The organism is Streptomyces sp. NPDC030021, from assembly GCF_055574035.1.
Window position 1 is genome coordinate 645,987 of record NZ_JBVIAH010000001.1, and the last position, 15,085, is coordinate 661,071.

At 72.7% G+C, this 15,085-nt stretch carries 8 protein-coding genes and 1 riboswitch; of the genes, 2 read left to right on the forward strand and 6 right to left on the reverse strand.

The features are described 5' to 3' along the window. Positions 1 to 77: 77 nt before the first annotated feature. Genes ACZ4YL_RS02790 through ACZ4YL_RS02800 form a run of 3 tightly spaced genes read right to left on the reverse strand, consistent with a single transcriptional unit; the run spans position 78 to position 3,525 of the window. A complete protein-coding gene (locus ACZ4YL_RS02790; protein ID WP_468113414.1) occupies positions 78 to 1,574 on the reverse strand; it encodes a precorrin-2 C(20)-methyltransferase in 1,497 nt (498 codons plus the stop codon). Then, on the reverse strand, positions 1,571 to 2,218 hold the full coding sequence (locus ACZ4YL_RS02795) for a precorrin-8X methylmutase (RefSeq protein ID WP_468113415.1): 648 nt from the start codon (positions 2,216 to 2,218) through the stop codon (positions 1,571 to 1,573). The genes ACZ4YL_RS02790 and ACZ4YL_RS02795 overlap by 4 nt, the downstream gene beginning before the upstream one ends. Further along, the gene (locus ACZ4YL_RS02800; RefSeq protein WP_468113416.1) at positions 2,215 to 3,525 is read right to left on the reverse strand and encodes a cobalamin biosynthesis protein CobG; all 1,311 of its coding nucleotides are present in this window, start codon (positions 3,523 to 3,525) and stop codon (positions 2,215 to 2,217) included. The genes ACZ4YL_RS02795 and ACZ4YL_RS02800 overlap by 4 nt, the downstream gene beginning before the upstream one ends. Positions 3,526 to 3,825: 300 nt before the next feature. After that, positions 3,826 to 3,930: riboswitch (cobalamin riboswitch) on the forward strand. A gap of 55 nt (positions 3,931 to 3,985) precedes the next feature. Here ACZ4YL_RS02800 and cobN point away from each other — a divergent pair. Then, the gene (cobN, locus tag ACZ4YL_RS02805) at positions 3,986 to 7,603 is read left to right on the forward strand and encodes a cobaltochelatase subunit CobN (RefSeq protein ID WP_468113417.1); all 3,618 of its coding nucleotides are present in this window, start codon (positions 3,986 to 3,988) and stop codon (positions 7,601 to 7,603) included. 104 nt (positions 7,604 to 7,707) lie between these two features. Here cobN and ACZ4YL_RS02810 read toward each other — a convergent pair whose 3' ends face one another. Continuing rightward, positions 7,708 to 7,929 carry a hypothetical protein gene (locus ACZ4YL_RS02810; protein ID WP_030715088.1) on the reverse strand — a complete coding sequence of 74 codons (222 nt, stop codon included), beginning with the start codon at positions 7,927 to 7,929 and terminating at the stop codon, positions 7,708 to 7,710. 91 nt (positions 7,930 to 8,020) lie between these two features. After that, entirely contained in the window at positions 8,021 to 9,535 is a 1,515-nt protein-coding gene (locus ACZ4YL_RS02815) for an immunity 49 family protein (protein ID WP_468113418.1), read from the reverse strand. A gap of 323 nt (positions 9,536 to 9,858) precedes the next feature. Here ACZ4YL_RS02815 and ACZ4YL_RS02820 point away from each other — a divergent pair, with 323 nt between their 5' ends. Then, a complete protein-coding gene (locus ACZ4YL_RS02820) occupies positions 9,859 to 11,868 on the forward strand; it encodes an ABC transporter ATP-binding protein (RefSeq protein ID WP_468113419.1) in 2,010 nt (669 codons plus the stop codon). 73 nt (positions 11,869 to 11,941) lie between these two features. Here ACZ4YL_RS02820 and ACZ4YL_RS02825 read toward each other — a convergent pair whose 3' ends face one another. Continuing rightward, positions 11,942 to 15,049, reverse strand: coding sequence for a DNRLRE domain-containing protein (locus ACZ4YL_RS02825; RefSeq protein ID WP_468113420.1), 3,108 nt, complete (start codon positions 15,047 to 15,049; stop codon positions 11,942 to 11,944). Positions 15,050 to 15,085: the final 36 nt, after the last annotated feature.

A 15,085-nucleotide genomic window follows, 5' to 3' on the forward strand; every position in this document is an offset into this window, starting at 1 on the left:
CCACCGGACGGGGGAAGGCCCGGTGCGCTCGCCGCACCGGGCCTTCCCCGTGTACCGCTGCGCCCCGCCTCACCCGGTCACGGGTAGCGGCGCGGCGTCCAGGTGATCCTCGACCCGTCGGCCCGCTCGGTGACCTGCGTCTGCGAGGAGCCGATCAGCAGGATCGTGCGCATGTCCACCTCGGACGGCTCCAGTTCGGCGAGCGTGACGATCCGCACCGACTGCTCGGGGCCGCCCACGTCGCGCGCGACGACCACCGGGGTCTCGGGCGAGCGCAGTTCCAGTAGCAGCTCCCGGGCCTGGGCCACCTGCCAGGTCCGGCTGCGCGAGCCGGGGTTGTAGAGGGCGAGCACCAGGTCGGCCGCGGCGGCCGCGCGCAACCGCTCCGCGATGACCTCCCAGGGCTTGAGCCGGTCCGAGAGCGAGATGGTGGCGTAGTCGTGGCCGAGCGGGGCCCCGGCCGCGGCGGCCGCCGCGTTGGCCGCGGTCACCCCCGGCAGGACCCGTACCGGCACGTCCTTGTACTCCGCCTGCCCGGCCACCTCCAGGACCGCCGTGGCCATGGCGAAGACACCGGGGTCGCCGCCGGAGACCACGGCCACCCGCTTGCCGCGCCGGGCGAGGTCGAGGGCGAACTCGGCGCGCTCCGACTCCACCTTGTTGTCGGAGCCGTGCCGGATCTGGCCCGGCTTGACGGGCACCCGGTCCAGGTAGGTGGTGTAGCCGACCAGCACCTCGGCGTCGGCGAGGGCGCGCCGGGTCTGCGGGGTGAGCCACAGCGGGCCGGCCGGGCCGGTGCCGACGACGACGACCTCGCCGGGGCCGGACGGCACGCTGCCCGGGTTGCCGATGCGGCTGGGGAGCACGGCGACGGCGAAGTACGGCACGCTGTCGGCTTCGATGTCGGCGAGGAGTCCGGTGCGCTCGCCGGCCATGGTGGCGCGCTCGACGTAGCGGGCCTCGGCGAGCCGGCCGCTTGCTTCCATCGCGCCGCGGACGGCGGGGAAGGTCCGGCCGAGCTTCATCACGACCGCCGAGTCGGTGGCGGCGAGACGGGCGGTGAGCTCCTCCTCGGGCAGGGTGCCGGGGAGGATGGTCAGCACCTCCTCGCCCTCCACGAGCGGGGTGCCGAGCCGGGCGGCGGCGGCGCTCACGGAGGTGACGCCGGGGATGACCTCGGTCTCGTACCGGTCCGCGAGCCGCTTGTGCATGTGCATGTACGAGCCGTAGAAGAGCGGGTCGCCCTCCGCGAGCACGGCGACGGTCCGGCCGGCGTCCAGGTGCGCGGCCAGGCGGGCCGCGGCGGCCTCGTAGAACTCCTCCATCGCCCCCTGGTACCCGCCGGGGTGGTCGGTGGTCTCGGTGGTGACCGGGTAGACCAGCGGTTCCTCGACGTGGTCGGCGCGCAGGTGCTTCGCCGCGATCGAACGGGCGATGGAACGGCCGTGGCGGGCGCTGTGGTAGGCCACGACGTCGGCTTCGGCGATCACCTCGACGGCGCGCAGGGTCATCAGCGACGGGTCGCCGGGGCCGAGCCCCACCCCGTACAGCCGCCCCTTGGCGATGTCGCTCATTCGGCCACGCTCGCAATGGCGTTGACGGCGGCGGCGGCCATCGCGCTGCCACCGCGCCGGCCGCGCACGATCAGGTGGTCGAGCCCCGAGGGGTGGGCGGCGAGGGCGTCCTTGGACTCGGCGGCGCCGATGAAGCCGACGGGGACCCCGATGACGGCGGCGGGGCGCGGGGCGCCCTCCTCGATCATCTCCAGCAGCCGGAACAGCGCGGTCGGCGCGTTGCCGACGGCGATGACCGAGCCCTCCAGCAGGCCGCGGTCGCGCCATACGTCCAAGGCGGCGGCGCTGCGCGTGGTGCCCATCTTCGCGGCGAGCTCCGGTACGGCCGGGTCGGAGAGCGTGCAGATCACGTCGTTGCCGGCGGGCAGCCGCTTACGGGTGACACCGCTGGCGACCATCTGCACGTCGCACAGGATCGGCGCGCCCGCCTCCAGCGCCGCGCGGGCGCGCAGCACGACCTCGGGGGTGTACCCGAGGTCCTGCGGGAGGTCGGTCATTCCGCAGGCGTGGATCATGCGCACCGCGACCTGGGCGACCGTGTCGGGCAGCCCGGAGAGGTCCGCCTCGGCGCGGATCGTGGCAAAGGACTGGCGGTAGATGGCCGCGCCGTCCTTCTCGTACTCAAACACGGTGTACTCGCTCATTTCTTCACTACGTCGGGGTCGGTGCGGGCGTCCGCGAGTGCCGCGGCAAGTTCGGAGGGCCGTACGTCGTCGCGTACGGGGCGGCCGGGCGCGGCGAGCCGGTATCCGGAGCCGGTGGCGACCAGGTCCACCCAGGCGGTGCCGCGCGGATGCCCGCAGCGGCGCTCGCAGCCGGACCAGTGCACGGGCAGCGGACCCCGCGCCCGGTCGGCGACGGCCCGCGCGTCGGCGCGTACATCCGCGCGGGATTTCACACAACCGGGGCGCCCGGTACAGGCGGTGACGGACTCCCAGGGGCTGCCGGGGGCGAGGATCAGCCCGGCGTCCTCGATGCGGGCGGCTCCGCGGGCGCTCGCCGCGGGCAGGATGACGCTGCGCCACGGGGTGACGCGCAGCTCGCCGCTCCCCTCGTCCGCGACCTGCGCAAGGACCCGCCACTGCGCGGAGTCGAGCCGGCCGAGCGGGGGCAGTACGCACAGGGTGGCGCGGTCGTGCCCGCCGGCGCCCGACGGCTCGGGCGGCGGCGCGTACGGCCGGTCCACGGGGCCGGCGGCTGTCGAGGCGATCCCCGCAGCGTCGAGGCGCCGACCGAACTCAGTGCTTTTCAGGGCGTGTTCGGCGGGCAGTTCGGAGACCCGCCAGGCCTGGGTGCCCGCTTCGGCGGCGGCGTCGAGGAAGTACCGGGCGGCCGTCAGCGCCGCCCCGGGGGCGTCCTGCCCGGCGAGCTCCACGGCGTCGGCGGCCCGGCCGAGCCGGACCAGCGCCCGGCCGTCGGGGCAGCCGAGGACGGTCACGTCGGGGCCGAGCGAGGCCACGTCGCCGCGCCCGTCGTCGAAGGCGAACAGGAACCGCCCGGACAGTGCGGCCGCCCAGGGGCTCGCGCACAGCAGCCGGTCGAACTCCAAGGCCCAGGCGAGCGCGTCGGGCCGGTCCGGCCCCTCCGGCCCCTCCGGCCCCTCCAGGCCTGACATGGGCGTCGCCACGATGTTCCGAACCCGCTCGTGGCTCGGCGCGGGGAGCAGCCCGGCCCCGTCCAGCAGCTCCGCGAGCCCGGCGCCGCACCCGTCGGCCAGTCCGCGCAGCTGCACGTTGCCGCGCGAGGTCAGCTCCAGGTGCCCGTCCCCGAACCGGTCGGCGGCGAGCGCCAGCGCCGAGGCCTGCCGCACGGTGAGCAGCCCGCCCGGCAGCCGGACCCGCGCCAGGAACCCGTCGTCCGCGGCGTGCAGCCGCAGCGCGCCCGGGCAGGCGTCACCGCGCTCCCGTATGACGGGTTCGTCCCGCGATGCGGCGGAGGGGGGCTGGGGCATGGCCGCGAGCATACCCACGATTACGACCCCCGGACCTGTGTCCGTCACCACCCCGACCAGCGATTCCGGCCCCGCCCGGCCGATCCCGGCCCCGTCGGCGTTTGAGGCGCGGAGCCCCGCTCTTCCAGCCCCGCCGGCGTTTGAGGCGCGGGGTCCGGGGCAGAGCCCCGGCAACGGAGCCGCACCCGGACCGCGCACCCGCCACCCCAGCGGGAGCGCACCACCGCACCCGGACCCGCGCACCCCGGCGGAAGCCACCCACCCCTAAGATGACCTTCCGGCGGACCACACGGCCCGCCGTCGCCGAGGACGGCGACATGGGAGGAAGCCCGGTGCGATTCCGGCGCGGTCCCGCCACTGTGAACCCCGCGGAGCGATCCGGCGACCGGGGTGAGTCAGGAACTCCCGCTGTCCTCACACTGCCCGGGGCGCGGAAACCCCGAGGAAGGCCTGCCGCCGCATGATTCTGCTGCTGTCGACGTCCGACACCGATCTGCTCAGCGCCCGCGCAGCGAACACGGCGGACGGCCCCGTCCCGTACCGGTTCGCGAACCCCTCCCGTCTCCCCCTCGACGACCTCCCCGGCCTCCTCGACGGGGTCGGCCTGGTCGTCGTACGCCTCCTCGGCGGCCTCCGCGCCTGGCAGGACGGCCTCGACCTGCTCCTGGCCCCGGGCCAGACCCGCCCGGTCGTGGTGCTGACCGGCGAGCAGGCTCCGGACGCGCAGCTCATGGAGGCCTCCACGGTCCCCATCGGCATCGCCGCCGAGGCGCACGGCTACCTCGCCCACGGCGGCCCGGCCAACCTGGACCAGCTGGCCCGGTTCCTCTCCGACACCGTCCTGCTGACCGGCCACGGCTTCGAGCCCCCGGCCGCCTCCCCCACCTGGGGCCCGCTGGAGCGCACGCCCGGGACCACCACGGGCCCGCGGATCGCCGTGCTGTACTACCGCGCCCACCAGATGAGCGGCAACACCTCCTTCGTCCACGCCCTGTGCGACGCGATCGAGGCCCACGACGCCCAGGCGCTGCCCCTGTACGTGTCCTCCCTGCGCACCCCGGAGCCGGAGCTGATCGCCGCCCTGGAGTCGGCCGACGCGGTCGTCACCACCGTCCTCGCGGCCGGCGGCACCAAGCCCGCCACCGCCTCGGCGGGCGGCGACGACGAGTCCTGGGACGCGGGCGCGCTCGCCGGCCTCGGCGTGCCGATCCTGCAGGCCCTGTGCCTGACCGGCTCGCGCGCCGCCTGGGAGGAGAACGACGAGGGCCTGTCCCCGCTGGACGCCGCCACCCAGGTCGCGGTGCCCGAGTTCGACGGCCGCCTGATCACCGTCCCGTTCTCCTTCAAGGAGCTCGACGAGGACGGCCTGCCCGCCTACGTGGCCGACCCCGAGCGGGCCGCCCGGGTCGCGGGGATCGCCGTACGCCACGCCCGCCTGCGGCACATCGACCGCCGCGACAAGAGGGTCGCGCTGGTCCTGTCCGCCTACCCGACCAAGCACTCCCGCATCGGCAACGCGGTCGGCCTGGACACCCCGGCCAGCGCCGTGGAGCTGCTGCGCACCCTCATCGCCGGCGGCTACGACTTCGGGCCGACCGAGGGCATCCCCGGCCTGGTCTCGGGCGACGGCGACGAGCTGATCCGCGCCCTGATCGAGGCCGGCGGCCACGACCAGGACTGGCTGACCGAGGAGCAGCTGGCCCGCAACCCGGTCCGCATCCCGGCCGCCGACTACAAGCGGTGGTTCGCCGAGCTCCCGGCCGAGCTGCGCGACAGCGTCACCGAGCACTGGGGCGAGGCCCCGGGCAACATGTTCGTGGACCGCTCCGCGAACCCGGAGGGCGACATCGTGCTCGCGGCCCTGCGCCGCGGGAACCTCCTCATCCTCATCCAGCCGCCGCGCGGCTTCGGCGAGAACCCGATCGCGATCTACCACGACCCGGACCTGCCGCCGTCGCACCACTACCTGGCGGCGTACCGCTGGATCCAGGCGCGCGCGGAGGACGGCGGCTTCGGCGCCGACGCGATGATCCACCTGGGCAAGCACGGCAACCTGGAGTGGCTGCCGGGCAAGAACGCCGGCCTCTCCGCGGCGTGCGCGCCCGACGCGGCCCTGGGCGACCTGCCCCTCATCTACCCGTTCCTGGTCAACGACCCGGGCGAGGGCACCCAGGCCAAGCGCCGCGTGCACGCCACCCTGGTCGACCACCTGGTGCCGCCGATGGCGCGCGCGGAGTCGTACGGCGACATCGCACGCCTGGAGCAGCACCTGGACGAGTACGCCCAGATCTCCGCGATGGACCCGGCGAAGCTGCCGGCCATCCGGGCCCAGATCTGGACCCTGATCCAGGCGGCGAAGCTCCACCACGACCTGGGTCTGGAGGAGCGTCCGGACGACGACGGCTTCGACGACTTCCTGCTGCACGTCGACGGCTGGCTGTGCGAGGTCAAGGACGCCCAGATCCGCGACGGTCTGCACGTCCTGGGCGGCGCGCCGACAGGCGAGGCCCGGGTCAACCTGGTCCTCGCGATCCTGCGCGCCCGGCAGATCTGGGGCGGTACGACGGCCCTCCCGGGTCTGCGCGAGGCGCTCGGCCTGGACGAGTCCAAGCCCACCCGCACCTCGGCGGACGCCGTGGAGGAGCAGGCCCGCGCCCTGGTCCAGGCGATGGAGGACGCGAACTGGTCCCTCGACGCCGTGTCCACGGTCGCGGCGGACCACTCGGCGGACGTCGCATCGGTCCTGTCCTTCGCGGCCCGCGAGGTGGTCCCGCGCCTGGCCGGCACCACGGACGAGATCACCCACGTGGTCGCTGCCCTGGACGGCCGGTTCATCCCGGCGGGTCCGTCCGGCTCGCCGCTGCGCGGCCTGGTCAACGTCCTGCCGACCGGCCGCAACTTCTACTCGGTCGACCCGAAGGCCGTCCCCTCCCGCCTGGCGTGGGAGACGGGCCAGGCGCTGGCCGAGTCCCTGCTCACCCGCTACCGCACGGACAACGGCGAGTGGCCGGCCTCGGTCGGCCTGTCCCTGTGGGGCACGAGCGCGATGCGCACCTCGGGCGACGACGTCGCCGAAGCCCTCTCGCTCCTCGGCGTCCGCCCGGTCTGGGACGAGGCCTCGCGCCGCGTCACCGGCCTGGAGCCGATCCCGCTCGACGAGCTGGGCCGCCCCCGCATCGACGTCACCCTCCGCATCTCGGGCTTCTTCCGCGACGCGTTCCCGCACGTGATCGGCCTGCTGGACGACGCGGTACGCCTGGCCGCGTCCCTGGACGAACCGGCCTCGGAGAACTTCATCCGCGCCCATGCCCAGGCGGACCTGGCCGAGCACGGGGACGAGCGCCGCGCGACGACCCGTATCTTCGGCTCGCGCCCGGGCACGTACGGAGCCGGCATCCTCCAGCTGATCGACTCCCGCGACTGGCGTACGGACGCCGACCTCGCGGAGGTCTACACGGTGTGGGGCGGCTACGCGTACGGCCGGGGCCTGGAAGGCCGCCCCGCCCGGGACGAGATGGAAACGGCGTACAAGCGCATCACGGTCGCGGCGAAGAACACCGACACCCGCGAGCACGACATCGCGGACTCGGACGACTACTTCCAGTACCACGGCGGCATGGTGGCCACGGTTCGCGCCCTGCGCGGCACCGCCCCCGAGGCCTACATCGGTGACTCCACCCGCCCGGAGACGGTCAAGACCCGCACCCTGGTCGAGGAGACCAGCCGCGTCTTCCGCGCCCGCGTCGTGAACCCCAAGTGGATCGAGGCGATGCGCCGCCACGGTTACAAGGGCGCCTTCGAGCTCGCGGCGACGGTGGACTACCTCTTCGGCTACGACGCCACGACGGGCGTGGTCGCGGACTGGATGTACGACAAGCTCACCGAGACGTACGTCCTGGACCCGACGAACCGCGCCTTCCTGGAGGAGGCCAACCCCTGGGCCCTGCACGGCATCGCGGAGCGCCTGCTGGAGGCCGAGTCCCGCGGCATGTGGGAGAAGCCGGACCCGCAGATCCTCGAATCGCTGCGCCAGGTCTACCTGGACACGGAGGGCAACCTGGAGGGCGAGTCGGAGTAGTCCGCTCCCCGTCACACAAGCCGTCCCCCTCACCCTGCCGAAGGGTGAGGGGGACGGCTTTCCTCATGCAGGCCCACGCACCCCGAGCACGCGGACCTCGACCACTACGCCTTGACGGTCTGGTTCAGCGCGACGAGGGCCTGGGCCCAGCGGACGTACTTCAGCTGCCCGAAGTCGGCGACGGTCTTGACCCCGAACGCCTGGTGCAGCAGCTTGCCGTCCTCGTCGCTGACGCCCTTGAGCGCGGCAACGGGAGCCGCGAGCACCTCGGCGAGCGGCTTGTCGGCCCACGCCTTGTCGAGCACCTTGTCCAGATCGATCGCCATGAGTGTCCCTCCGGGAACATCGGCACTACATATGCGAGCAAACCTAACTCAATCGGACAATCACCTCGCGCTGCGGCACGCCGGCGGTGTGTCAGGAGAAGTCCTCGACCCTCTTGCCGTCGACCAGGTATCGGGGCAGGCGCGGCAGTTCCGGGTCGAGCGGGAAGCCCTGGTCGTGGGCGAGACAGGCCATGGCGAGCGGGCCGAGCGCCACCCGGGCGCGCGGCGCCGCCGACTCCGCCCAGTAGCCGCCGTGTTCCGCGACGGCTTCGGCGAGCACCTCGCCGAAGGCCTCGTGCTCCCGCGTGAAGAGGCGGTGGAAGAGCGCGACCGGCTGGTAGTCGACGCGGTTCACGAACTCGTCCGGGGAGTGGGTCAGCGTCTCGGGCAGGGACGCCTGCATGGTGGCGAGCAGCTTCTCCACAACCGTGTCGCCGGGTCCGCCGGTGAGGTAGGTCTGCAGGGTGTCGATCCAGTGCAGGACGTAGGCGTCGACGGTGTCGTCCTGCCGCAGCGTCTCCAGGGGGACCCCGCACAGGCGGGCCACCCGGTCGTGCGCGCGGCAGGCGAGCGCGAGGTAGACGGCGTCGAGCCAGGCGCGGGCGTCGGCGGGCGGAGTCGCGGCCGTGGCGGGCAGCCTCAGGGTGTTCTCCTCACCCAGGTACCACTGCGCCGGCTCGGCGCCGGTGAACAGCGCTGAGCCGAGCCGCACGGCCGATTCCCACGCGTCCCACGTGCCGACGCCGGAGGCGCGGGGATCGGCGGCGCAGCGGACGTGGGCGAGGGCCAGGGCCGAGGCGAAGGCGTCGCCCAGCCCCGACGGGTCGTGCGCGAGCCGGGCCACCGACTCCACGGTCACGCGGGTGAGGGCGGCGGGGTCCGGGGCCTCCCGGTCCGCGGTGGGCCCGGCGATGCGTCCGGCGCGGTCGAGGCGGACCAGCCCCTTCATCAGACCGAGCAGGTGCTGTGGCGGCTGCAGCGACAGCGTGCGCGTGTCCTCGTCGACGACCGTGAGCGAGGTCAGGCTGCCCCGGTGCCACCAGTACACACGCGGCGACAGGGGCCCGGGCCCGTCCTCGTAGGCGCCCAGGGCGTACGCGGCCAGGTCGTTGAGGGCGTCCACCACGGAGCCGTTGACTATCGGATGGAAGGCCAGCAGGTGCCGGGTGGGAACCACAACGAGGGCACCGGCGGACGGCAGCGGCTCACCGGTGACCTGCCGCGCCAGCTCTCCGAGGTACAGCGCCTTGGAGGCCACGAAGTGCGAGTCACCGAAGACGGAGTGCAGCGTGGCCCGCCCCTCGATGGGAATCTCCTCGTACGTGACGGGAACCCGCATCAGGTTGGCGCGCGCCGCCTGCCCCAGTTCCTCGATCCCGGCGCGCGCCACGTCGCCGTCGGTGAGGGTGCGCACGCTGGTGGGCCCGTCGAGGGCGTAGGCGAATACCAGCTCGTCCGCCACGAGCCGGGCGTACTGCATGCCACCGGCAACCTCCTGGGTGATCAACCCGACGGGCAACAGTCGGGCGTGCACCCCGCGCAGCAGTTCCTCGGCACTCTCGCCGCCGTGACCGGCGCTGGATTCAGGTGAGTTGTCTCGATTCACCCCTTGAACTCTACGAGGCACCCCCACACCGTCCGTCGGCCGGGTCCGTGGGCCGCCGGTCCCGGCGGGGGCGGCGCGCAATCCCTCGAAGGGGGGCATCGACACCTGCGGGTGGTTCGAACGCCGCGTCGCCGCACCGCCCATGGGGTCCGGCGCCTGGTCGCAACTGTGTGCGGGCATTCGTTCCCCGGGCCCCGTGACGCCGCTCTGAACAGCCACGTTCTTGCGGCATCAGTTCGCAGCCGCAGCGCCCCGGGAGGAATCTTGCGATCCGTGCACGTTCATGTGGTGTTCGACCCGGCACCGGGCGGGGGTGGCCGCGCATGAGGCTCCTCAAGCGGCCCGAAGCCACCGAGCCCGCCGTCTCCGAGAGCGAACGGCGCCTCTTCGGCGGGCCCCTGCGCTACGACGCCGGCTGGTCCAACCACGAATACGCCCAACTCGAAGGGCGGCTGCTGACCACCCTGCGCTCCATGCCCCGCATGGTCGGCGGGACTCTGCGCCTCGCCTGGGACACCGACCGGCCGGCCCTGCTCACCGTCGCCGCCGCCGAGGCCGGACAGGGGGGCACCTCCGCCGTCGGGCTGCTCGTCATCAGCGATGTGCTCCGTACGCTCCTGGGCGCGGGCAGCGCCGCCGACCGGCTGTACGCGGCCCTGCCCGCCCTCGCCGCCGGGGCGCTGGTCGCCGTACTGGGGGCCGTACTCGCCTCCCGTTCCACGGCGGCCGCCGGACGGCTGGAGCCCAAGGTCGAACGGGCCGCGCACGAGCAGTACCTGAGCGCCGCCGTCGCGGTGGAACTGGAGGCCATCGAGGACGGGGAGTTCCGCCGGCTGCTGGACAGCGCCCAGTGGGGGCCGCCCTCGGCCCGCCGCACGGTCGGCGCCTGCGTGGCCACCCTCGGCGGGGTCATCTCCCTGATCGCCACCGCCGGGGTGCTGACCGTACTGCACCCACTGCTGCTGCCCATGCTCCTGCTGATCGCCGCCCCGCGCGGCTGGGGCGCGATGCGGGTGGCGCAGCGCCGCTACCTGTCGATGATCACCTGGGTGGAGCACGTACGGGCCGCCCGGCTCATCGGCCAGCTGCTGATCTCCCGTACGTCGGCCCCCGAGGTACGGGTCCACGGCGTCGGCCGCTACCTGCTGGGCCACTACCGCAACATGGCCGAGGTCGCCGAGGGCGAGGCCACCCGCCTCGCCAAGGACAAGGCCGCCACCGAACTGCTGGCCGCCGCGCTCTCCGGCGTCGCGGCCCTGGTCACCTACGGGGCGATGGGCGCGCTCATCGTCTCCGGCCGGATGGACCTCGCCGTCGCCGGTACCGCCGTGATCGCGGTGCGCACCGGCTCGGCGAGCCTGGGGGCGCTGGTGGCCACCACCAACACCCTGCACGAGGAGTCCCTGTACGTGCGCGACCTGGAACGGTTCGTCGCCGAGGCGGCCCGCCGCGCCATCCCGTCCGGCGGGGCCGCGCTGCCCGGGCGGCTCACCGCGGTACGGCTCCGGGACGTGGACTTCAGCTACCCGGACCGGGACGAGCCCGCCCTGCGCGGGGTCTCCCTCACCATCGAGGCGGGCCAGGTGGTCGCCCTGGTCGGCGAGAACGGCTCCGGCAAGAGCACCCTGGTGAAGCTGCTGGCGGGCCTGCACCTGCCCGACTCGGGTTCGGTCACCTGGGACGGGGTGGAGGTGCGGGACGCCGACCGGGCGCAGGTCTTCGACCGGGTCGCGCTCCTCACCCAGGACTTCGAGCGCTGGCCGGTGACCGCCCGTACCAACATCGCCATCGGCCGGCCCGGGGAGGAGGACCCCGAACGCGCCGTCGACCGGGCCGCGGAGGTGGTGGCCGCCGCCGAGTACGCGGGCGCAGACCGGATCGTCGAGAAGCTGCCGAACGGATACGAGACCCTGCTCGCCCGGGTGTTCAGGGGCGCCTCGGAGCTCTCCGGCGGGCAGTGGCAGAAGTTCGGTCTCGCCCGCACCCGCTTCCGCGACGCCCGCGTCCTGGTCGTGGACGAGCCCACCTCGGCGCTCGACCCGGAGGCGGAGATCGCCGCCTTCGACAGCATCCGGGGCCTCGCCGGCCCCGAGCGCGCGGTCGTCCTCGTCACGCACCGGATGTCGGGCGTCAGGTACGCCGACGTGATCTACGTGCTGCACGAGGGCCGGCTCGTCGAGCGGGGCGGCCACGACGAACTGATGGCGCTGGGCGGCCGGTACGCCTCCATGTACGCGATGCAGGCCGAGCAGTTCGGCCACGATCCGCGGCGCCGGTCGCCTTCGATCCCCCGGCAGTCCGCCGCACCTCAGAACGACGACACGGTCGCCTGAAACGGGCGGACGCCCTCCCCGGTGTCGTTCGGGGAGGGCGCCTGTGTCGTGCCCGCGGACGTGACGCCGCCGGTTATCCGATGGTGAGGAAGGTGTTCCAGTTGTCCTCGTCGCGTCCGGTGGCGTTGCCGTAGGTGGTGGCGCCGCCCTGGAAGTAGTACTGCCAGCCGCTGCCCGCCTCGACACCCCAGATGTCGGGGATGCCGTCGCCGGTGCTGTCCTCGGTGCCGAGGACCATGGGCCAGGCAGCGCGGCTCCAGGCGGTCGTGGCGTAGGTGTAGTCGACGCCGCCTTCCGCACTCGTCGCGTACTGCAGGGAGGTCAGGTCCGCGCCTCCGTTGACGCCCGCCTTGCCCTTGCGCAGTGCCATCGTGCGGTTGGCGTTGGCGTTGTCGCGGAAGAGGAGGTCGGGAATGTTGTCGCCGGAGACGTCGCGGACACCGACGATGTCGCGGGCGGCCCAGCCCGTGGCCATCTTGCGGTAGGAGGCGAAGCTGGATCCGGTGTAGCCGGAGAACGCCCAGAAGCCGTCCGCGTCCAGCGCGAACAGGTCGGGCAGGCCGTCACCGTCGACGTCCTCGGAAACGACGATCTGCCGGAACGTCGCCGGGTCGGGTGCGGACGCGGGGAGCTGCATCTCGATGCGGCGCCCGGCGTCGAACTGGCCGGTGCCGGTGCCGGGGTAGATGTACAGCTTCCCGTCGGGCATCCGGGCGATCATGTCGGTGATGCCGTCGCCGGGGTGCCAGTCGGTGGCGTGCCCGATCAGGGCGGGGATGGTGGAGGCCGGGTCCTTGAAGTGGCCGGGCGCGACGGGCTTGCCGTCCTGGACGGCGCCGGGGATGAACGCGTCGGTGTCGCCCTGGCGGTCACCGGCGTAAGTGCGCAGGTTGCCGTCCTTGTCGATGGCCAGGAGGTCGGCGAACTGGTCGCCGGTGACATCACCGGGCTTGTCGGTGCCGGTGCGGGGGCTGACGTAGAAGAGGTACTCGGTGGGGACGGAGATGTTCCCGGACTGGTTGACGGTGCGGACGTACAGGACGTTGGGTCCGGCGGTGTCGACCTGGAGTTTGACCTGGGCGAGGTCGCCGCTGGTGGGGACTGCCTTGTTCTCCCAGCTGGGCTTGTTCAGGGACCACTGGTACTCGCGGATGGTGCCGGCCGCGGTGCCGTTGCCCCGGATCTCGACGATCTGGTCGGGGGTGGAGGCCGGGTTCATGCTCCAGTCGGCGGCGTCGGGGCCGGGCGGCGGGAAGTGCGCCGAGGAGACGGCCGGGTTGGCGGGCGCGGTGTGGTCGATGGTGAAGGTGCACCAGTCGGGGGAGCCGGAGTCCTGCGGGCCCGATCCGGGGGAGCCGAAGCCGTCGCTGTCGACGGCGCGGGAGAGCCAGTAGTACTTGCGGCCCGAGGTGAACTTGTCGAAGGGCACGGAGCGGCTGATCGTGCCGTCGCTGTTGACGTCGGTCCACTCGTTGAAGACGGACTGCCCGGACGCGGCGTCCCAGATCTCGATCTGCAGGCCGGTCAGGTTGCCGTCCCGGTCACTGCCCTTGACCTGGAAGGACACGTCGGTTTTGCCGATGCTGGTGCCGCTGCCGCTGGTCAGGCACGGACCGCCCGGGGATGTGCTCATGTTAGCGGCGAGGGGGGTGTCGGGGTTGCTGTTGTAGGTGACCTCGATGTACGGGGCGCTCTCACCGTTGGCGAGGAGCTTCTTCCAGTAGTACGAGTCCGACTCGCTCGGTGCCTTGAAACCGAGCGACAGCGCACTCCAGCGGGCGCTCGCGGCCTGGGTGACCAGGCCCTTGATGTCGGGGGCGACCCAGTTGTCGGGGCAGGAGGAGTTGTAGCCGTAGCCGGCGTTCTCCGTGCCGATCTTGTTGCCCCACCAGCCCGTGGTGCTGTTCCACGTCGAGGACGAGGACACGTACGGGGTGGAGTAGATGTCCATGTCCTTCTTGCTGCATGACCACGAATAGGTCTGCAGGGCGCGGACACTCGCCGAGCGGATACCGGCACCGTGGAGCTCGGTCCCGAAATCGAAGTTGAAGATCGACCGGGACGTGCCGCCGGAATCCGACTCGTAGCCGACGCGGGCCTCGTTCGTACCCGACGCGTTGTAGTTCTGGCCGTTGTAGAAACTCGAATTACCGGCCGTCTTGTAGAGCAGCGACCAGGAGTTCTTATGGCCCTTGAACGACGGGTCCACGAACACCGGATAAACGGTGTCCGCGGCATTCAGCAGTCCGGCGTCCGCTTTCAGGGACAGGGTGCCGTCCTTGAACGAGGCCGCCGCGACCGACAGGTGCGCGCGCTCCGCACCGGCCAGGCCCGCCAGGCCCAGTGTCGGATGCTGCTTCGCCGCCGCCGGGGCCTTCCACGCGGGCACGTCGTCGGTGGTGGCGACCTTGCCCGACGAATCCCACATCAACGGTGACGGCGAACCCGCCACCTCCTCGCCCTTCGCATCCCGGGCACTGAGGGAACCGGACTCGGCGTCGAGCTGGAACTGCAGATCGGGTGAAGCAAGCCGGTAATTGATCTCGGCGAGGAGCGGATCGGCGGCGGCCTGCTTGTCCTTCACGACCAGCAGGTGCGAATAGCCGCCGTCCTGCGCCGTCATCAGCAGATCGACACCCGGCCGCACATTCTCATACAACGCACGCGGACCATCGATCACCGGCACCGGCAACGCACCCGGCCAACTCACCGACATGTCATGCCCGTCGACCTTCAGACGCACCAGCTCGGTCCACACCTGACCCGGCGCATCCACCGTCAACGCGGACCGCACCACACCACGCGAAGACCGCCCGTCACCACCCGCAGCGGATCCGGCGCTGAAGACGACAGACCCGTTCACCGCCTTCGCGGCGAACCCGCCCTCGACCTGCTGCAGATCGGTGTCGATCGCCTTCCACGCGTCACCGACCCTCGCCCGGACCGCCGAGCTGGAGATCTGCTTCTTGAACAGACCATCAGGCTGCGCCCACGTCGTCGTGTTCGCACTCCGGTCGGCCGTCACCTCCACGTCCTTGCCCGTCTCGGCAGCCAGCTTCCGCGCCTGCGGCGCCGCCACCGGACCACTCGCCCCGCCGGACGCCTTCTCCTTCGGCTTCTCACCCCCGCCCAGCTGCACTCCGACCGGCACGGCAACAGCCACCGCGAGCAGAGCGGCCAAGCCACCCACAACCCTGCGGCGCCGATACCAGCGACG